At 42.8% G+C, this 18,908-nt stretch carries 18 protein-coding genes; 1 reads left to right on the top strand and 17 read right to left on the bottom strand.

The features are described 5' to 3' along the window. Window positions 1–380: 380 nt before the first annotated feature. The 11 genes from ACXAFV_RS08250 to rpsU form a co-directional block, all read right to left on the bottom strand. Window positions 381–764, bottom strand: coding sequence for a diacylglycerol kinase (locus tag ACXAFV_RS08250; RefSeq protein ID WP_475125659.1), 384 nt, complete (start codon window positions 762–764; stop codon window positions 381–383). After that, window positions 739–1,212 carry an rRNA maturation RNase YbeY gene (gene ybeY / locus ACXAFV_RS08245; RefSeq protein ID WP_475125658.1) on the bottom strand — a complete coding sequence of 158 codons (474 nt, stop codon included), beginning with the start codon at window positions 1,210–1,212 and terminating at the stop codon, window positions 739–741. Before ybeY ends, ACXAFV_RS08250 begins: the two co-directional genes overlap by 26 nt. 3 nt (window positions 1,213–1,215) lie before the next feature. After that, window positions 1,216–3,375, bottom strand: a complete 2,160-nt coding sequence (locus ACXAFV_RS08240) for an HD family phosphohydrolase (protein WP_475125656.1) — start codon at window positions 3,373–3,375, stop codon at window positions 1,216–1,218. 483 nt (window positions 3,376–3,858) lie between these two features. Further along, on the bottom strand, window positions 3,859–4,818 hold the full coding sequence (locus tag ACXAFV_RS08235) for a PhoH family protein (protein WP_475125654.1): 960 nt from the start codon (window positions 4,816–4,818) through the stop codon (window positions 3,859–3,861). Between the two features lie 3 nt (window positions 4,819–4,821). After that, window positions 4,822–6,009 carry a sporulation protein YqfD gene (gene yqfD, locus ACXAFV_RS08230; protein ID WP_475125653.1) on the bottom strand — a complete coding sequence of 396 codons (1,188 nt, stop codon included), beginning with the start codon at window positions 6,007–6,009 and terminating at the stop codon, window positions 4,822–4,824. An 11-nt stretch (window positions 6,010–6,020) separates the two neighbouring features. Then, window positions 6,021–6,305 (bottom strand): sporulation protein YqfC, encoded by a 285-nt coding sequence (yqfC, locus tag ACXAFV_RS08225; RefSeq protein ID WP_032087606.1) that lies wholly within the window; start codon window positions 6,303–6,305, stop codon window positions 6,021–6,023. Window positions 6,306–6,362: 57 nt separating this feature from the next. Beyond that, window positions 6,363–6,812, bottom strand: a complete 450-nt coding sequence (locus tag ACXAFV_RS08220; RefSeq protein ID WP_475125651.1) for a hypothetical protein — start codon at window positions 6,810–6,812, stop codon at window positions 6,363–6,365. A 29-nt stretch (window positions 6,813–6,841) separates the two neighbouring features. Continuing rightward, window positions 6,842–7,849 (bottom strand): flotillin-like protein FloA, encoded by a 1,008-nt coding sequence (gene floA, locus ACXAFV_RS08215; RefSeq protein WP_446243652.1) that lies wholly within the window; start codon window positions 7,847–7,849, stop codon window positions 6,842–6,844. Between the two features lie 88 nt (window positions 7,850–7,937). Beyond that, the gene (locus ACXAFV_RS08210; protein WP_475125650.1) at window positions 7,938–9,248 is read right to left on the bottom strand and encodes an NfeD family protein; all 1,311 of its coding nucleotides are present in this window, start codon (window positions 9,246–9,248) and stop codon (window positions 7,938–7,940) included. A 181-nt stretch (window positions 9,249–9,429) separates the two neighbouring features. After that, complete coding sequence (locus ACXAFV_RS08205; protein ID WP_475125648.1) at window positions 9,430–9,876, bottom strand: GatB/YqeY domain-containing protein; 447 nt, start codon at window positions 9,874–9,876, stop codon at window positions 9,430–9,432. A 14-nt stretch (window positions 9,877–9,890) separates the two neighbouring features. Further along, window positions 9,891–10,064 carry a 30S ribosomal protein S21 gene (gene rpsU / locus ACXAFV_RS08200; protein ID WP_032087602.1) on the bottom strand — a complete coding sequence of 58 codons (174 nt, stop codon included), beginning with the start codon at window positions 10,062–10,064 and terminating at the stop codon, window positions 9,891–9,893. A gap of 328 nt (window positions 10,065–10,392) precedes the next feature. On the opposite strand from rpsU, the gene ACXAFV_RS08195 reads away from it, so the two are divergent. Beyond that, entirely contained in the window at window positions 10,393–11,319 is a 927-nt protein-coding gene (locus ACXAFV_RS08195; protein WP_475125647.1) for a Na/Pi symporter, read from the top strand. 151 nt (window positions 11,320–11,470) lie between these two features. On the opposite strand, the gene deoC is transcribed toward ACXAFV_RS08195, so the two are convergent. The 6 genes from deoC to dnaJ all read right to left on the bottom strand — a co-directional run bounded on the left by deoC (window position 11,471) and on the right by dnaJ (window position 18,756). Further along, the gene (gene deoC / locus ACXAFV_RS08190) at window positions 11,471–12,142 is read right to left on the bottom strand and encodes a deoxyribose-phosphate aldolase (RefSeq protein ID WP_475125646.1); all 672 of its coding nucleotides are present in this window, start codon (window positions 12,140–12,142) and stop codon (window positions 11,471–11,473) included. A 212-nt stretch (window positions 12,143–12,354) separates the two neighbouring features. After that, a complete protein-coding gene (locus ACXAFV_RS08185; RefSeq protein WP_475125645.1) occupies window positions 12,355–14,016 on the bottom strand; it encodes a glycoside hydrolase family 13 protein in 1,662 nt (553 codons plus the stop codon). Window positions 14,017–14,546: 530 nt separating this feature from the next. Continuing rightward, a complete protein-coding gene (gene mtaB / locus ACXAFV_RS08180) occupies window positions 14,547–15,893 on the bottom strand; it encodes a tRNA (N(6)-L-threonylcarbamoyladenosine(37)-C(2))-methylthiotransferase MtaB (protein WP_475125644.1) in 1,347 nt (448 codons plus the stop codon). A 5-nt stretch (window positions 15,894–15,898) separates the two neighbouring features. Further along, window positions 15,899–16,651: a 16S rRNA (uracil(1498)-N(3))-methyltransferase gene (locus tag ACXAFV_RS08175; protein WP_475125642.1), complete on the bottom strand. Its 753-nt coding sequence runs from the start codon at window positions 16,649–16,651 to the stop codon at window positions 15,899–15,901. Between the two features lie 6 nt (window positions 16,652–16,657). After that, a complete protein-coding gene (prmA, locus tag ACXAFV_RS08170) occupies window positions 16,658–17,605 on the bottom strand; it encodes a 50S ribosomal protein L11 methyltransferase (RefSeq protein WP_475125641.1) in 948 nt (315 codons plus the stop codon). A 23-nt stretch (window positions 17,606–17,628) separates the two neighbouring features. Next, complete coding sequence (gene dnaJ, locus ACXAFV_RS08165; protein WP_475125640.1) at window positions 17,629–18,756, bottom strand: molecular chaperone DnaJ; 1,128 nt, start codon at window positions 18,754–18,756, stop codon at window positions 17,629–17,631. Window positions 18,757–18,908: the final 152 nt, after the last annotated feature.

The raw sequence follows: 18,908 nt of genomic DNA, 5'->3' as shown, positions 1-18,908 counted from the left end.
GAAAATGGGCTGTTATCATTTTGTAACGAAATAGTTAGATAATTCAAACTATTTGCAGGTGCTTTGCTTTTGCGCGCTTAACTTATTCTATACAACAATTAGAGCGTTTTCAAATCAAAAAGAGGCTTGCAGGAAGAAAACCTCTTCACACAGCCTCTTTAAGGTCATTTTTTAAATTGAATCTGTTGATCACCGCCGTTGATTTCCGTGAAAGACTTCGCTTTCCGCGGGTGACCTGTGAGCCTCCTCGTCGCTGCGCTCCTGTGGGGTTACATTGGTCACTTCTCCCGCAGGAGTCTTCGTCTTCCACTCCAATCAACAGCTAGAAACAGTTAAAATCTCTTCCGGCAAGCAACAACAGCTGTTGAGAAAACTGGTTACTAATTAAATATCTTAGGAATAAATATGATGCATCCAATGATGAATGAACCGATCGCAAATAATAAAACAGCAGCAGCCGCCACGTCTTTGGAAGCCTTTGCGAGCGGATGATAATCGTCAGTCACCAGATCGACCGCTTTTTCGATTGCTGTGTTCATCGTTTCAAGTGCCATCATGCAAAAAATAAGTAGGATAAGGATGATCCACTCGGTAACTGAAACGGATAGAAGCACACCAAGCGCAGCAGCAACGACCGCCGCTGCTGTATGTATCCTGAAGTTCTGCTCCGATGACCACACAAATCTGATTCCCTGCCAAGCATATCCAAAGGATTTCCTAAGACGTTTCACCCCGAATCTACTCTCTTTTGAGCCCATACTCATCAAGGATATCCTTTTGTCTCTGAAACATCTCTTTTTCATCCTGCTCCTCTATATGATCATACCCCAATAAGTGGAGAAAGCCATGGAGCGCCAGGAACCCAAGCTCCCGGGAAAAAGAATGGTTATATTCTTCTGCCTGCTCTTTCGCACGTTCAACAGAAATGATGATATCCCCCAATACCCTCGGCATATTTACACCGATAATTTGGATTTCGTCTTCCCCCATTTCTTCAAGGGCAAAAGAAATGACATCAGTAGGCTGATCTTTATGGCGGTACTCACGATTGATCTCCCGGATCCGTTCATTTGAAACGAACGTAACCGAAACTTCACTATGTTCCTCTACTTCTTCTTTGTCGGCAGCAAAATTCAATATCTCTTCAATCTGCCCTATTTCTTCTTCTGATAGTTGTTCAGTCTCATCTATAAAGTCGATGGATAGTGTCATGCTTTATTCTCCTTTAGCATTAAGTTCAGGGTATTCAATCCTTGGATGATAAATACCATTTAACGTTTCACAAAGGGCTGTCTTTACTTTTTCAAGTTCCTTTAGCGAAATATCGCATTCATTGAATTGACCGTCATTCAGACGATCTTTCATGATCGATGCGACAAGGTTTTTGATTTCCTCCTGAGTCGGGGAATTCTTTGACCGGACTGCTGCCTCTACACTGTCAGCGATATTGATAATCGCAGTTTCTTTGGTTTGCGGCTTAGGTCCCGGGTATCTGTACTCTTCTTCAGTAACATCTTTCCCTTGTTCTTTCGCCTTATAATAAAAATATTTAAGCAGCGTTGTGCCATGATGCTGTTCAGCTATATCGATGATTTCTTTAGGCAGCTTATATTTCCTCAACATATCTGCACCATCCGAGGCATGGTTGATGATGATGGTTTTACTTGTTTCAGGAGACATTCGATCATGCGGATTCTCAATATTCATCTGATTTTCTATGAAAAAATGCGGCCGCTTCGATTTCCCCACGTCATGATAATAACATCCGACCCTGGCCAGCAGTCCATTCGCACCGATGGCTTCACAGGCAGATTCAGCAAGATTCGCCACCATCACACTATGGTGATATGTTCCCGGTGCTTCCGTCAGCAATTTCTTAAGTAATGGCTGATTCGGACTTGAAAGTTCAACCAGCCTCATAGAAGACAAGATACCGAATCCTGTTTCAAAGAATGGAAGAAATCCGATTGTCAAAATGGAAGATCCGATTCCAGACACCAGCGCAAACACAAGGTAGTAAATATATTCAGTACTTGTATAGGATACATCACTTAACAGTACAAGAAAGGCAATGATCAATAAATTTACGAAAGCCACATAAATACCTGCCCGTAAGACATTGGTACGCTGATTCCTGCTGACAAGAGTCAATATTCCAGCCACACCGCTGAACAAGGTATACATCGCAACCTCGATGTCGATGGAACCGGAAAACTTTTCATTAAACACGATACTCGCACAAGCTGAAATGATAAACACCATCATCATGGCAATCCGTTCGTTCAGCAGGATGCGAAGGATCATTCCCGTGAAAGCGGCAGGAAACAAGAACGCAATGTCATTGATCTCCAGCTGCTTCAATAATCCTGTTATCTTCATGATTAACAGTGAAATGACAAACACAATGCTCGTTAAGATTAAGTAGTTCTGTTTCTGCTCTTCCTTTACTTCAAGTGTATAAAAGAAATAATACAGCGAACTGATGATCACTATGATAAACAGAGCCAGTCCAATGATAGGCTTTAAAGAAAAATCTTCTTCTACCATACCAAAATCATTCAATGTTTCATAGATATTGGGAGTGACCAGCTTACCCTCTTCTACTATGACTTCACCATAGAGGATTTTAACGGGCTGAACCTCTTCAACTGCCTGTTTCTTCAGCTGTTCCGTTTTTTCTTCATCATAATATTCGGTCGGCTCTATCGCAACGTTTCCCAGAGCGACTGCTGCATCAGATAAGTCTCCAGTGAATGTGAAGCTCTTTATCCGTTCTTCCAGGTTTACTTTTGCTTCTCTTAACTCTTCTTCCTTAACTTTGTTCTGCATGATGACCTGCAGCTGGGTCGTTACAATCGATTCGACTCTTTCCAAATCAGTTTCAGTCGCAGACAACAGCGTTTTCAGGACTTTATCGGTCAGTGCTTTTGTTACGATATTATCGTTACTCTCAGGAAGACGTTTCTTAAGTTCCTCGAGCTGCTTATTTACATTGGGGCTCTGAGGGTTGATCTCTTCTTCTTCCGGAGGGGTTTCTCTTACAGACTCAGCTTTTACTTCAAGGACACTGTCGATTAAAGAACTGACAAGCATGACAGCGTTATTAACAGCACCATCTTTTGTGCTGTACACTTTTCCCACTTCTGCTTTTGCTACCTCTTTTTTCTTTTCTGTGGCTTCCTTATCTTCGAGTGTTTTAGGCGCCCTGATAGTGGACGGCGCTTCCCCGTATAGACTGATATCAAGCGGATTTGGCTTAACGTTGCCGTAAAGGATGCCAAATACGATGATCCCCAGAAGGATAAACATTAAGTTAGTGAATAACCGGTAACTCAGAAACATTCTTATTTTATGTAATAATGGGTGCGTTTGCATAAAATACCCCCTGTAATCTTAACGGGTCAAGATTGACCGTACTATGTCATATGTTATGGTGAACCATTCCTCTAATTATGTAAAATCATAACAGTTTTTGTCTTAATTATCTATTCTTATCATAGAAAAGGATTGTTTCGTAAACTTCTCTTTGAACACCGCTGTTGATTTCCGTGCAAGACTTCGCTTTCCGCGGGTGAGTGGGGAGCCTCCTGTCCTTTTACAGGGGGAGGAACTGTCCAGCTGCAGGGCTTAGAGGCACATGTCATAAGCCAAACCGACCAAGAAGGCTAAGAGCGCCTTCCAGGCCGATTCGTCTTATGCCACACGCCTCTGAGCAAAGCCCTTCCGCTTTTCTTGTAGAAGTCTTCGTCTTGCACTCCAATCATCAGCTGGAGCCAATCAGGATCCATAAAAAGAATTTAAGTCACACAAAAAAGATTGACCGCCTATAAAAGGCAAAGTCAATCTTATAAGCTGTTTTTATTTTTCGTTTTTTTCAAAAGCATTTATGATTTTGGCAACTAGCGGATGTCTTACTACGTCTGCCTGTTCAAGATAGATGAAGGAGACACCTTTCACATCTTTCAGTATTCTTTCCGAGGAAATCAATCCGGATTCGACGCCTCTTGGCAGGTCCACTTGAGAGCGGTCTCCGGTGATGATCATTTTTGAATCGAATCCAAGTCTCGTCAAGAACATCTTCATTTGGGCCTGGGTGGTGTTTTGCGCTTCATCCAGGATGACGAATGCATCATCTAGTGTACGGCCCCTCATATACGCCAGGGGAGCTATTTCTATCGTCCCTCTTTCAATTAAACGAGCTGTATGCTCAGCCCCCAGGACATCATGCAATGCATCATAAAGCGGGCGCAGATACGGGTCTACTTTTTCCTTTAAGTCCCCGGGAAGGAAACCGAGGCTTTCACCAGCTTCAACAGCAGGTCTCGTAAGGATTATTTTCTTAACCTCTCCATTTTTCAACGCATGAACTGCCATCACGACTGCGAGATACGTCTTTCCGGTACCTGCCGGGCCGATACCGAAAACCATATCGTGTTTCCTGATGGCGTGAATATATTGTCTTTGACCAAGGGTTTTTACCCTAATCGATTTCCCCTTGGCATTTTTCGTTATTTCTTCATTATACAAATCAATGAAATACTCCAACGTTCCGTTTTTACCCATTTGAATGGCGTGAAGGACATCCCTCTGGCTGATATTGATGCCTTTACGGATGACACTCACTAAACGGTCACAAATTTCAAGGGCCAGCTCCGTACGATCTTCTTTCCCTGAAACTAGCAATTCTTCGCCCCTTGTAACAATTGAAACATCTAACTCTTTTTCGATTAATTTAAGGTGAGAATCTGAAACCCCAAATAAAGCCACTGCTTCGTTCGGATTTTCCAGCTGTAATTTCATTAAGATATCATCTGACATTAATTAGTCTCCTTGAATAATTGGTTGTCCTTCAGCAATATTTTCTACTACTTTGAAGTGAAGATTCACCTTAACTTTACCATTCTCCACCTTTTCTTGCAAAATTTTTTCACCGATTATTTCGGCATCATCGGGGAGGGAAGATGCCAAATTACTTTTGGCAAGTTTTTTCGCTTCCAGAACCGCTTGCTCCTTCGTATACGACCTTTCAACATTTTCCTTTTCTTTCATGCTCTGATCGATATACGCAATCGGCAGCTGCCACTTCAGGAACTTAACAGGCTTTTCCGTTTCTTCCGTCACGGATTCTTTAAACTCAGGATTCCCAAAACCCCATATCGGAATTCTCAAAGAACCGATTTCTATATAATGCTTTCTTTTTTCATTGCCGCTGAACACGACGAAATCTGTTTTCAAGGGAAGTTCCACTTTTGTTATATACCAGGTTTCTCCCATAATCGTTGCTTTTGCGGGAACCCCTTTAGGCATTTTTTCATTCCCGATCACGCCCGATACGAGTAGTTGTCCTTTTTTTACATAATCATTAACCTTGACCTGGGGATCCCCCTCTTCCACAAACATGTTTACGATAATAGCCTCCTTCTTCGCGACTATGTGCTGCAAACCTGTTGACTCGATTGGTTCAGGAGCATTCTTTTCAACGACTTGGAAATGAAAGGTTGTCCCTCTTAATTCGACACCCACCCATGTTATATTATCCATCCTCGCGGAAAGCTCTCTCTGAATGCTTTCAACATCCGGGATCGAGAATTGCAGTTTTCCGGTCGTGACCCCCATCGCTGTAAGTTCCTTGCGGATGTTATACTCGGTTTCCGGGGTTGCCCCCTTGATCTGAATGCCCCATACCATGTTTGATAACAGAATGACGATTATGAGAAAAGATAAGCCGCCAAGGAGAAAACCTGAATTCTTGAACGCACGTTTCAGCAGGAATGGACCTCCCTGCCCCCTGAGGAATGTTACCTTGCACTCTGATGACCGTACCGCTCTTCTGAAGTTATGTACATCCTCTAAGGCTAGATAGAACGTTATCGTATCTGTACCGGCTCTTTTAACATTCCAGATGGATATATTCGATCGCAGTAATTGATTGATGACCCTCTCAATCAGCCTGCCTTCCATTTTAACGAATACCTTTCCCCTTAACGAGGTAATCCAATGGTTTTTCAAATTCTTCCCTCCTAGTTTTCTAGATAAGTAACTTCTATGATTTTCCCCTGGAGTAGTATTTCTTCCGGCAGAATCATTTTTATGACAAATTGTTCCCCTCTGATCAATAGCTGCCCCTGTTTAAGCAGGAGCCTTACTTCACGGTCGGTGAACGTCAACAGTCCCCGATGGTTTTCTATATAGATATGGATTTGTCCAATCATTGTGACGCGCGGAAGGTCCATCATGACATCTTCAGGCAGGTCCATGGTTTGCGTCATCCATTTTCGCATTTGCTGTACCCAATTTTTCGCCATAAAAAAAGAACCCCCTTTCATCTCATATTTATGAAATGAAAAGGGGATTCATCACTGTTATTTTCGATTATGCGGTTTTTTTGCGCGCGGAGGGCCGAATACTTCCGAGAAAATGAACCCTTTTACGATATCGTCTTTGTTCTCAAAGTTAATGGCGTAAGGTGACTCTTTCATTTCTTTAATGGATTTCACCTTATCCCGCTGCTTTTGGGCTTGTTTTTTATAGCCCTCTTCCTGCTTTTTCAATTGGGCGTACGTGTTCTCGATGTCCTTCTTCTTTTCTTCAAATTTGGTTTGAAGAGTATAGACAGGCTGCTCCTGTTCAGCAGAAGTGTAAACAGGTTCATCTTCCTGTTTCGTACGGGGTGCTTCCCTGTAAGTCTGTACGGGCCTTCCCGTCCCAATTGGTTTTGGCTTTTGCCGATTTTCTTCAGGAGACGATTCTTTCGCCCGATTGAAAATTGTCGTCAGTAACCCGATTATGACGGCAACGATTAGACCTTCCATGGAGAAATCTCCTTTCTCACCCGGGGGTATTATTCACCTTTTGGATTTTTGCCATCCTTTTTATCGCCCGTTAGTTTTCCGATGGAGTCCCTCATATCCGTATCTGCATCAATATTCTTGATGTTCATATAATCCATTACACCGATATTGCCTGAACGCAATGCTTCTGCCATAGCTAATGGAACCTCTGCTTCAGCTTCCACAACTTTTGCTCTCATTTCTTCTACTCTTGCTTTCATTTCCTGTTCATTCGCAACAGCCATTGCTCTTCTTTCTTCCGCTTTTGCCTGTGCGATGTTCTTATCTGCCTCTGCCTGTTCGGTCTGCAGCTCTGCACCGATGTTCTTGCCGATATCAACATCCGCGATATCAATCGAAAGAATTTCAAATGCTGTCCCTGCATCAAGACCCTTGGATAGGACTGTCTGAGAAATCATATCAGGATTCTCCAGCACTTTTTTATGATTATCTGAAGAACCGATCGTAGAGACAATCCCTTCACCTACACGGGCAACGATCGTTTCTTCACCTGCTCCACCCACCAGTCGGTCAATGTTGGCACGAACGGTAATACGTGCCTTTGCTTTCACTTCAATCCCATCCATTGCCACCCCGGCGATGAATGGTGTTTCAATGACTTTTGGATTTACACTCATTTGAACCGCTTCAAGAACGTCTCGTCCTGCCAGGTCAATGGCTGCACAGCGTTCAAATGTCAATTCAATGTTTGCACGGTGTGCTGCGATCAATGCATTTACAACACGATCGACATTACCGCCGGCCAAGTAATGACTTTCCAGCTGATTGATGCTTACACTAATCCCTGCTTTATGAGCTTTAATGAGGGGATTGATCACCCTGCTCGGGATTACCCGGCGGAGCCTCATCCCGATTAATGTAAAGATACTGATTCTCACACCTGCAGCTATAGCAGAAATCCACAGCATGACAGGTACAAACGTGAATAATACAGCCAATAAAATAAAACCTACAACAATGGCAACAATTAATAAAATAGTACTAGGTCCGATTACCATGTAATTACCCTCCTGCAAAAAATTTTAGATTCTTTTATATTCGATTCTTCAGCAGCCATTAAGCACTAAAGAGATTGAATCACAGTTTTTATGAAAGATCCCTCACCACTATACGGGAACCTTCCACTTTCACGACTTTCACTTTTTGATTTACAGCTATATAACCGCCTTCCGTCACTGCATCGATTCTTTCATCATCGATAATGATGGTCCCAGATGGCCTTAACGGTGTTTTCGTTTCCCCGATCTTCCCAATGAGCTCGAGCCTGTTCGCATTCGAAACATAGCCGCTTTCGGTATTGGTTGAATCCTTCAAAATAATCTTATTGAATAGTTTCATCTTTTTACCAAACACCTTTACAAATATAATCATGGCAATCACAGCAATGAATAACGCGATAAGAATGGATATCCCCATTTGCATAAGGTTGCCTCCCGCCAGCATGATACTGCCCAGTACTGCCGCGACACCAAGACCCCCGGCTATTCCCCCGGGCAGGAAGAACTCTGCAACAATCAATATAATCCCTATCACAAACAGAATAATCGTTTCATATCCGGCAAGCCCTGCCACTAGATGCCCATAGAAGAATAAAAGCAATGAGGCTAACCCGATGGAGCCGGCTACACCGAATCCCGGTGAATACAACTCAACCACCAATCCTAAACTTGCCAGTGATAATAAAATCGGAACCACGATTGGATTCGTGATGAACCTTGCCAATTTTTCAGCAAAGGTTTCTTCCACGACATGAACCGAGGCCTTATCGACTCCAAGCTCTTTGTACAATTCATTCAGATTATTGACGGTACCTTCTGAGTAGCCGACTTTTTGTGCTTCCTTCGAACCAAGCGTCAACAATTCCCCTTTTTCTATGCCAAGCTCCGGAATTTCTACCGTTTCGTCAGCCATTGCAAGTGCATAAAGAGGATCTCTGCCACTTGATTCAGCGGCACTTTTCATTGCAGATAGCCAGTAGCTTTGCGCTTTTTTGTCTGCTGCATTTCCCGCCTGATCGATTACGGCTGCAGATCCCATATGTCCATTGGGAACCATATAGATTTCATCTGCATGAAGCGCAATGAAGGCCCCTGCAGATAATGCATTATTATTGACGAAAGCAACCGTATCAGCTTCCACTCCATCGAGTAGCTGGCCGATATCCCCTGCAGCGTCCACAAGGCCTCCAGGTGTATCGATATCAAAAATGATCGTTTCCGCTTGATTGTTTTCCGCATCCTCCAATGCTCTTTGAAGGAATGCATGCAGCCCCTTCTCCACTTCTTTTTGGATGGGTATGACATATACATTTTTATCCTGTTCAGCGAGTCCGGATACCGGAAGCAGAAAACTGAATCCAAGGATCATCATATAAAAGATCAGTATACCTCTTCTCACCTTAACCCCCTCGTTTCAATCATATTCCTTGCTAGTTTATGTACGAATGAACCATCCTAATAGTTTCATCTTTTTCAAAAATATTATGCTATATCGTGAAGGTTTCTCAAGCATGTATGAAAAGCCTTTCATCCGAAGTCATAAAAAAACCGAGAAACTGACAGCTTCTCGGTTTTGGTTGTTATGATAGATGTTGAAGAACAAGTTTATTGACGAGAGCTCCATCAGCTTTCCCTTTTACTTTAGGCATGATAGCCCCCATCAGTTTGCCCATATCAGCTTTTGAAGAAGCACCCACTTCAACCATCGTTTCTTGAACAATGGCTGAAATTTCTTCTTCGGAAAGCTGTTTAGGCATATATATTTCGACGTAAGTCAGTTCTGCTTGAACTTTCTCAGCCAGATCATCCCGACCGGCCTTCGTAAATTCATGGAGGGAGTCTTTCCGTTGCTTGACTTCTCTAGAAAGGACAGTCAACTCTTCGTCTTCAGAGAGCTCCTGTTTCCCAAATTTAATCGCTTCATTTTGAAGTGACGCTTTAAGCATGCGGATAACAGAAAGTTTCTCTTTTTCTTTATTTTTCATCGCTTGTTTCATATCATCATTTAAACGATTGAGAAGACTCATGGTTACACCCTCTCTTAGAACTTACGCTTTCTTGCAGCTTCTGATTTCTTTTTGCGTTTTACGCTTGGCTTTTCATAAAATTCGCGCTTTCTAAACTCTTGTAAAGTTCCTGTTTTAGAAACTGAGCGTTTGAAGCGACGAAGAGCATCTTCAAGCGATTCGTTTTTACGAACAACTGTTTTTGACATCTCTCTTTCCCTCCCTCCGAACACACTACACTTACATGTTCAAGTCAAGAAAATGGATAGTACCATTTTTCCCAAGACGATAAATCGCCTCTTTACTTTACCAATAGGTTTGGCTTAGCCCTTGTTTCATTGTCACAAGGGGACAGAAAGTGTATGTCTTTCTTGGATGAATCCTTTATATAATAAAGAAATCCATGTACTTTGCCATTATAATATATGTCTTCGTATAGGTCAACAACTTCTGCATAATTGCTTGTATTATTAGGCATGTCTCCCTCATTGCTCCCATACATTTATGGTAAGCACGTACCGAAGTGGAGGGACCCGCATGATTTTGAACCTTATCTTATTCATCCTGCTTATCTTTAGCTTTTTATTAGGAATGCTTTGGCTTCGATCGGGATTATTTAAAATTGCAAGCATGAAGGTGAAGAAGTGGCTGCATTTCTTGACGGACTCCCCTGCAAAAGGTGCTGTCACTGGGACAGTCGTGACAGCCTTCATCCACAGCAGCTCAGCAGTGATGGTGCTGACTGTCGGCCTTGCATCATCGGGGATCATCCCATTCAGGCAAACCATCGGAATCATGCTCGGCTCCAATATCGGGACGACTTTTACACTTGAAATGTTTACTTTGAATATGAATTATCTTATAGTACCTTCAATTATCATCGGATGCGCACTGCTTGCGTTCAAGAAGGAGACGATCAGGAGTACTGGTTTGATCTTTACCGGCTTTGGTCTGATTTTTGCTTCCATACAGGGGATCCAATGGGTAGCAGCACCTTTGACCACACACCCGCTTCTTCATACTTACATAGAAAAAATGAACAGTCATATACTGATTGCGCTGCTCATCGGATGTGTATTGACTGCACTCATTCAATCGAGTACAGTGGTCACGGGAGTCACAATGGGATTTTTGGCCGCCCAGTCAATCGATCTGCATGCAGGTATCGCCATCATGCTCGGCGCAAACATCGGTACATGCATCACCGCATTCATTGCAAGCATCGGTGGAGGGGTACAAGCACGGCTCACCGCTTTCGCACATATTTGGCTGAATGTCATCGGCGTCCTGGTCTTTATCCCGCTGATTCCTTTATTGGGTACAATCGTCCAGAAGCTTGCAAGCTCTCCTGATATGCAGCTCGCCCACGCAAGTGTGATCTTCAACATACTTTGTTCGCTGTTGGTCCTGCCTTTTTCTTATAAATTTGCCCGATTCATTGAGAAGGTGCACCTGAGGAATTGAGTCGGAATGATAAGAGGACTTTAGAGGATGTTTGATATGAGGTCAATTCAGTCAGTTTTCGTATTAGCATGGCTTCAAGACGAGTCTCGTATCGCACCTGAAAAATATAAAAAGCCGGATGACAGAAATCCATCCGGCTCAAATTTATTGATTAATAATCAGAATCACTAGTTAAACCTTGTACGATTTTGACTCCTGAGCTGGCTCCAAGACGAGTAGCACCTGCGTCAATCATTGCCTGTGCATCTTCAACAGAACGCACTCCGCCTGAAGCTTTCACACCGATGTCAGGTCCAACTGTCTTTCTCATTAGCGCGATATCTTCGACAGTCGCACCGCCAGTTGAGAATCCAGTTGATGTTTTCACATAATCAGCACCGGCTTCAACTGATAATTCGCAAGCTTTCACTTTTTCTTCATCAGTCAATAGGCAAGTTTCAATGATCACTTTAGATAAAGCCTTGCCTTTTGAAGCTGCAACAACAGCTTCGATGTCACGCTTGACAAGATCGTAATCGCCGCTCTTTAAAGCACCGATATTGATGACCATGTCCACTTCAGTAGCACCCTTTTCAATCGCATCTTTCGTTTCGAAAGCTTTTGTTTCAGGAGTGGAAGCTCCTAAAGGGAAACCGATTACAGTACATACTTTTACTTCTGTACCTTTTAAAAGTTCGCTTGAATAGTTCACCCAAGTCGGGTTTACACAAACAGATGCGAATTTGAATTCTTTCGCTTCCTGGCAAAGAACTTCAACTTGTTCTTTTGTTGATTCTGGTTTAAGTAAAGTATGATCAATCATACTTGCAATATTTACAGTCATATTATCTCTCCTTTAGCAGTTGTCCGTACCTCTTATATCATATCAAATCATACGGAAAAAAACGAGGTTTTCTTTTATCATGTCCAATTTTTCTTTTGGTAATTATCTTTTTTGAAAGTGTTTACAGGCATTGGTTTAAAAGCACGACAAACTTCACGCAATTCGAAAAGGCTGCCCGTATTATATCAATCGGGCAGCCCTTTTCAAATTTATTATTTTACACGATAAACTCTCGCTTCGTACGGCTTTAAGTTCAACGTATCTGTTAAAGCATGTGCTTCTGCATCATGATTAGCCAAAAGCAAATTCTCAGAAGATACCTTTAATTCCAGTTCACAGACAGCCTCTTTAGTAGATAGGTTCGTAACTACAAGCATTTTGTCCATTTCCCCTGTGCGGGTGTACGCATAGATCTGCTCATCTTCAGGCAGAAGCAAATCATATGTCCCATACGTGAACACATCTGCACTTTTCTTAAGGGAAATCATCTTCTTGTAGAAAGAAAGGATCGAATCCTCATCTTTTTCCTGGGCTTTCACATTGATGGTTGTGTAATTCGGATTCACTTTCATCCAAGGCGTCCCGGTTGTAAAACCGCTGTTTTCTTCGTCGGACCATTGCATAGGTGTACGGCTGTTATCACGGGAGGAAGCCCAGATGATTTCCATGATGTCCTGGTGCTTCACACCTTCTTCACGTTTTAACCGGTATAGGTTCTTCACTGCGACATCATCATAGTCTTCGATGGAAGGGAATTGTACATTCGTCATCCCGATTTCCTGACCTTGATAGATGAACGGAGTCCCCTGCATGAGGAAATACATCGCTGCCATTGCAGTGGCACTTTCTTTCCAGTACTCCTTATCATTTCCCCAGGTGGACACTACGCGCGGCTTGTCGTGATTCTCGATGAACAGTGCATTCCATCCATTTCCTTCAAGCCCTTTTTGCCAACGGGTCAGCACTTTCTTCAGTTCGACGATATCCAGATCCGGATTTGTTTCAGCATCCCATAATCCCAGGTGCTCGAATTGAAAGATCATATCCATCTTACCGTTTTCCTTGCCTACCCAGAGCTCCGCTTCATCAGCTTTTACTCCATTTGCTTCGCCGACTGTCATGACATCATAATTTGCATACGTGCGATCTTTAAACTCTTGTAAGAAGGTATGAATGCCTTTTTGATTCATATGCATATCAAACGAAGAAACATATTTTTTCTTTTTAGGGTTCGGCATATCAGGCAGACCAGTGCGCTTCTTGATATGACTGATTGCATCAATACGGAATCCGTCGATTCCTTTATCGAGCCACCAGTTTACTGTGTCATACAATGCATCCCTTACTTCTTCGTTTTCCCAATTCAAATCCGGCTGTTTTGTGGAAAATACGTGAAGGAAGTACTGGTCCGTCTTCTCGTCATATTTCCAGGCAGAACCTCCGAAAATACTTTCCCAGTTGTTCGGTTCCTTTCCGCCCTTACCGTCACGCCAGATATACCAGTCGCGTTTCGGGTTATCCTTCGAACTTGCCGATTCGATGAACCAGGGATGTTCGTCACTTGTGTGATTAAGGACCAGGTCGATGATCAGTTTCATATCACGACGGTGAACCTCTTCCAATAATTGATCGAAATCTTCCATCGTTCCGAAGTCTTCCATGATATCCTGATAATCAGAAATATCATAACCGTTATCATCGTTAGGTGATTTATACATCGGGCAGATCCAAATCACATCTACACCCAATTCTTTAATATAATCTAATCGCTGTATGACTCCCTGAAGATCTCCAATCCCATCCCCATTTGAATCCTGAAAACTTCTAGGGTAGATTTGATAACCTACAGCTTCCTTACGCCATGCCTTTTCCATCATAACACCTCATCGAATTATTATAAGATACAAACGCTTACATTTTGTTCATTGAAAATACGTAATAACGTTTTTGTATATAGATAATTTGAGTGCAATCGTTTGCACTAATCAGTTAAAAAAAATAGAATACATCTATTAGTATGAACATTACTAGTTTACAACCTTATTCCTTACTTAGCAATAGATAATTTTTAGAAAGTCGTTAGATTGATCATTTTCATTCTGCCGGGATCCTGGCTGAGACTGTTTACATTATATGTCTGCTATTATTTAGAATCATTCTCATCAGATCATGAATTTCTAAAACGAATCATATATCCCGAGAAAGGATCATAAAACTTCGAAATGGATCATAAATCTTGATTTTGGATCATATATCCAGAGAATGGATCATAAAGAGTTGATCTCCACTCAATAATACCTCTTTCTCCAATCAGAGCATCATCACTTTCCCTTAAAACGTTGCAAAAAAAACAGAATTCTTACAAAAGCTCTCGGCTTTTGTAAGAATTCTGCATGAAAATTCATCAAATTACTGCTTTCTCACCGGTACTTTCATTCTGATCTTCCAATACCCGTACGAATTGACCTTCATTCAGTGGGTAACCTGCTTTAGTTATCTTCACTTTCACAAGCTCACCGACCATATCTTCTGTAGCCGGGAAGACAACCTTCAAGTAATTATCCGTATAACCTACATAGCGGCCATCATCGTATACTTCTTCAGGGATGACTTCAAGTACTTCATTCTCAAATCCAGAAGCATATTCTTTTGCCAATTGATTGGATAGCTCGATGAGGCGGTGAACTCGTTCATTTTTCACATCTTCATCAATCTGATCGTCCATGCGTGCTGCCGGTGTGCCGGTACGTTTGGAATATGGGAATACATGAAGTTCTGAAAACTTATTTTCATTAATGAAGTTATAAGTCTCCATGAATTCTTCTTCTGTTTCCCCGGGGAAACCGACGATGACATCAGAAGTGACCGCCAAGCCTGGCAATGCTTTTTTCAGCTTCTCGAGTCTTTCAGCGAAGAATTCCATCGTGTACTTTCTGCGCATTCTCTTAAGGACCGTATTAGATCCCGATTGCAGAGGTATGTGCAGATGACGGACCACGATATTGGATTGGTCGATTACTTCGATTACTTCATCTGTTAATTGACTTGCTTCAATGGATGAAATCCTGATCCGTTTCAATCCTTTTACGTTTTGCTCCAAGTCGCGAAGAAGCATAGCAAGATTATAATCTTTCATGTCCTCTCCGTAACCGCCTGTATGAATTCCAGTCAGAACGATTTCCTTGTAGCCTGCATCCACAAGCTGCTGTGCTTGATTGACTACTTCTTCAGGGTCGCGTGACCTCATCAAGCCGCGGGCCCAAGGGATGATGCAGAATGTACAGAAATTATTGCAGCCTTCCTGAATCTTCAGGGAAGCGCGGGTACGATCGGTAAACGCAGGTACATCGAGTTCTTCATAAACACGGTTCTTCATGATGTTCGTTACGCCATTGATAGGCTGGCGTTCTTCTTTGTATTCCTCGATATACGTAAGCATCTTGCGTCGGTCCTGCGTTCCTACCACGACGTCCACTCCAGGGATCGCCATGATTTCACCAGGGGATGTCTGTGCATAGCATCCAGTGACACAGATGACGCCGTCAGGGTTTTTTCTTATTGCCCGGCGGATGACCTGCCTGCTTTTCTTGTCTCCCGTATTCGTTACCGTACATGTATTGATGACATAAACATCAGCTATTGAATCATAGTCGACACGTTCATATCCTTCTTCTTTAAATAATTGCCAAATGGCTTCCGTTTCATAGTGGTTCACTTTACAACCCAATGTGTGAAACGCTACTGATGGCATTGCACTCACCTCATTAATTCTAATTGATAGCTTATGGCTGACAGGACATACAACGGCGCCGTCTCAGTCCGTAATATTCTAGGGCCGAGCCCGCACGCTAAGAAGCCTTCTTCCTTACAAAGTTGTACTTCTTTTTCACTTAAACCGCCTTCCGGACCGAACACAACCAGGATACTCTGACCGTCTTTGACGGAAGTCAGCACATTAGATAGATTGCCTTTTTCTCCTGACCTCGCCTCTTCTTCGTATGCCACTAGTGTATAATCAAATTGTTTACCCAGAGTCAATAATTCTTTGAATGAAACAGGTGGGGATACAGAAGGAACGACATTTCTGTGAGACTGCTCCGCTGCTTCCTTCACGATCTTTTCCCAGCGATCAAGCTTCTTTTTCGCTTTTTTCTCATCCCATTTCACAATGGAGCGATCCGCGGTAAAAGGGATAAATTGATCCGCTCCAAGCTCCGTACCCTTTTGGAAGATTAACTCCAATTTATCCCCTTTCGGCAGCCCGCTCGCTATTGCTACCTTGACAGGAAGCTCTTTTGTCTCTGTTTCCCATTTTACTACTCTGACTTCGACAGAGTCACTGGAAATCGTTTCAATACGGGCAACAGCCGAGGATCTATCAGGGAAAACCACAAAGATGCGATCATCTTCTTTCATCCTCATGACACGCACGATATGATGATAGTCTTCACCTGAAATCACAACCGGTCCATCTTCACTATATTGATCGTTTATAAAATATCGCTGCATACTGCTTCACTCCAAAGTTGGTTTTTGGGCTATGATGGCAACCCAATCTTCCATCACCATCACTTCTTCAATCATGAACCCTGCAGCTTCCAATGAATCCTTGACCTGCTGTTTCTTTGGCTGAATGATTCCGGAAGTGATGAAATATCCGCCAGGCTTCACAAGCTCATATGCATCTTCTGTAAATCGGAGAATGATTTCAGCCAATATATTTGCCACAATCACATCCGACTGGCCTGATATGCCATTCAGGAGATTATTTTGATCAACCGTCACTCTGTCTTGTACTTTATTCAGCTTCACATTTAATCGGGCTGATCTGACTGCAACCTCGTCTAAATCATAGGCTTTTACATCCGAAGCTGACAGTAGTGCAGCTGCAATGGATAACACACCTGAACCCGTTCCTACATCTATCACAGCGTCACCCGGCTTCACGATGCGCTCAAGTGCCTGGATGCACATGACAGTGGTCGGGTGTGTGCCTGTACCAAACGCCATTCCCGGATCGAGTTCGATGATCAGTTCATCACTGTGCACTGGAGTATAGTCCTCCCATGTCGGCACAATGGTGAATTTATCGGAAATCTTAACCGGGTGGTAGTATTTCTTCCAGGCTGTGGCCCACTCCTCTTCATTCACTTCTGATATTTCCACTTTGTTTTCACCAATATCAATATCATACGTAACGAGATTTGTAATGCCCTGCTTGATTTCTTCCACTGTTTCACCAAGAAAACTGTTTACTGGCAAATAGGCTTTCACCAATACACCTTCACTTGGATAATCCTCAGGATTGAGTTGGTAGATCTCTCCAAACATATCCTCTCTTTCTTTAATCAAGTCAAAAGGGTCTTCGATGACCACTCCGCTAGCACCTGATTCATGAAGGATATTTGAAATCGGTTCAATTGCTTCATTTGTAGTAAGGATACTGATTTCTGACCATTTCATTGATCTACCAACTCCGTTCTGAGTTATTCGCCTTTAAAGGCTTTTTTTACTTTATCAAAAAAGCTTTCATGCTGCTCATCAGGCACCTGCCCGCTGATATCAGCAAATTCTCTTAATAATTGCTTTTGCTTATCTGTTAATTTAGTTGGAGTGACTACCTTTACTTGTACATGCTGGTCTCCCGTACCATACCCCCGTACATTCGGTACTCCTTTACCTTTCAATCTGAATCTCGTGCCTGTCTGAGTCCCGGCCGGCACCTTCAGTTTCACCTTGCCATGAAGGGTCGGAACTTCGATTTCATCTCCAAGCGCCGCTTGCGCAAAAGTGACCGGCATCTCGCAGTAAATGTCGTCTCCATTACGCTCGAAGAAATCGTGGGAACGCACATGGAAGACTACATATAAATCACCAGGAGGGCCTCCGTTCACTCCAGGTTCACCTTGTCCTGTCACACGAAGCTGCTGCCCGTCATCGATTCCTGCAGGGATTTTCACATTGATTGTACGGCGTTTCTGAACTTTTCCTGCGCCGCCGCATGTAGAACATTTCTCTTTGATCTGTTTCCCCGTACCGTTACAGTAATGACATACACGTCTGTTTACAATGCGGCCGAACGGAGTATTTTGTTCAACATTCAATTGACCCGATCCGTTACAATGTGAACATGTATTGACCTTCGTTCCAGGTTTCGCCCCCGATCCATGGCATGTGTCGCATTCTTCTTCTTTCGGTATTTCGATTTCAGTTTCTTTGCCGAACACCGCTTCTTCGAATTTAAGTGACATCGTATACTGAAGATCGGCACCTTGTCTAGGCGCGTTCGGGTCTCTTCTGCGTCCTCCGCCGCCTCCGAAGAATGTATTGAAGATATCTTCAAAACCTCCGAAGCCGCCGCCGCCAAAGTCAGCACCGCCGCCGAAGCCCTGGTTAGGATCTGTGTGACCGAATCGATCATATTGAGTACGTTTTTGATCATCACTCAATACTTCATATGCTTCTGATATTTCTTTAAACTTTTGATCTGCATCCGCCTCTTTATTAATATCAGGATGATATTTTTTGGAGAGTTTGCGGTATGCTTTTTTTATTTCATCTTTAGAGGCGCCTTTTCCGACACCCAGAACTTCATAATAGTCCCGTTTACTCATGAAAACACCACTCCCGAATCGTTTGCATAAAGGTTATTTTAACATTGAGTTCCATTGATTATCAATAAAAACATGGAATCCCTTTTTTCAGAGCCAATCTCATAGAAAAAGTCAAAGCCAAGAACCGTCCTGACTTTGACTTTTTGCTTCAT

The sequence above is a fragment of the Rossellomorea sp. ABR4_012 genome, assembly GCF_056159545.1.
The sequence above is the reverse complement of the archived record's forward strand: the minus strand, read 5'-3'. Positions and strand labels throughout refer to the sequence as shown.

What these genes read in the sequence shown, in the direction of transcription:
- ACXAFV_RS08205 (WP_475125648.1), bottom strand. Translation starts at nt 9,876, where the DNA reads ATGAGTCTTCTCAATCGTTTAAATGATGATATGAAACAAGCGATGAAA.
- mtaB (WP_475125644.1), bottom strand. Translation starts at nt 15,893, where the DNA reads ATGCCATCAGTAGCGTTTCACACATTGGGTTGTAAAGTGAACCACTAT.
- rpsU (WP_032087602.1), bottom strand. Translation starts at nt 10,064, where the DNA reads ATGTCAAAAACAGTTGTTCGTAAAAACGAATCGCTTGAAGATGCTCTT.
- yqfC (WP_032087606.1), bottom strand. Translation starts at nt 6,305, where the DNA reads ATGGCGAAAAATTGGGTACAGCAAATGCGAAAATGGATGACGCAAACC.
- deoC (WP_475125646.1), bottom strand. Translation starts at nt 12,142, where the DNA reads ATGACTGTAAATATTGCAAGTATGATTGATCATACTTTACTTAAACCA.
- floA (WP_446243652.1), bottom strand. Translation starts at nt 7,849, where the DNA reads ATGGTAATCGGACCTAGTACTATTTTATTAATTGTTGCCATTGTTGTA.
- ACXAFV_RS08195 (WP_475125647.1), top strand. Translation starts at nt 10,393, where the DNA reads ATGATTTTGAACCTTATCTTATTCATCCTGCTTATCTTTAGCTTTTTA.
- ACXAFV_RS08235 (WP_475125654.1), bottom strand. Translation starts at nt 4,818, where the DNA reads ATGTCAGATGATATCTTAATGAAATTACAGCTGGAAAATCCGAACGAA.
- ACXAFV_RS08185 (WP_475125645.1), bottom strand. Translation starts at nt 14,016, where the DNA reads ATGGAAAAGGCATGGCGTAAGGAAGCTGTAGGTTATCAAATCTACCCT.
- ACXAFV_RS08220 (WP_475125651.1), bottom strand. Translation starts at nt 6,812, where the DNA reads ATGGAAGGTCTAATCGTTGCCGTCATAATCGGGTTACTGACGACAATT.
- ybeY (WP_475125658.1), bottom strand. Translation starts at nt 1,212, where the DNA reads ATGACACTATCCATCGACTTTATAGATGAGACTGAACAACTATCAGAA.
- prmA (WP_475125641.1), bottom strand. Translation starts at nt 17,605, where the DNA reads ATGAAATGGTCAGAAATCAGTATCCTTACTACAAATGAAGCAATTGAA.
- ACXAFV_RS08250 (WP_475125659.1), bottom strand. Translation starts at nt 764, where the DNA reads ATGAGTATGGGCTCAAAAGAGAGTAGATTCGGGGTGAAACGTCTTAGG.
- ACXAFV_RS08175 (WP_475125642.1), bottom strand. Translation starts at nt 16,651, where the DNA reads ATGCAGCGATATTTTATAAACGATCAATATAGTGAAGATGGACCGGTT.
- ACXAFV_RS08240 (WP_475125656.1), bottom strand. Translation starts at nt 3,375, where the DNA reads ATGCAAACGCACCCATTATTACATAAAATAAGAATGTTTCTGAGTTAC.
- dnaJ (WP_475125640.1), bottom strand. Translation starts at nt 18,756, where the DNA reads ATGAGTAAACGGGACTATTATGAAGTTCTGGGTGTCGGAAAAGGCGCC.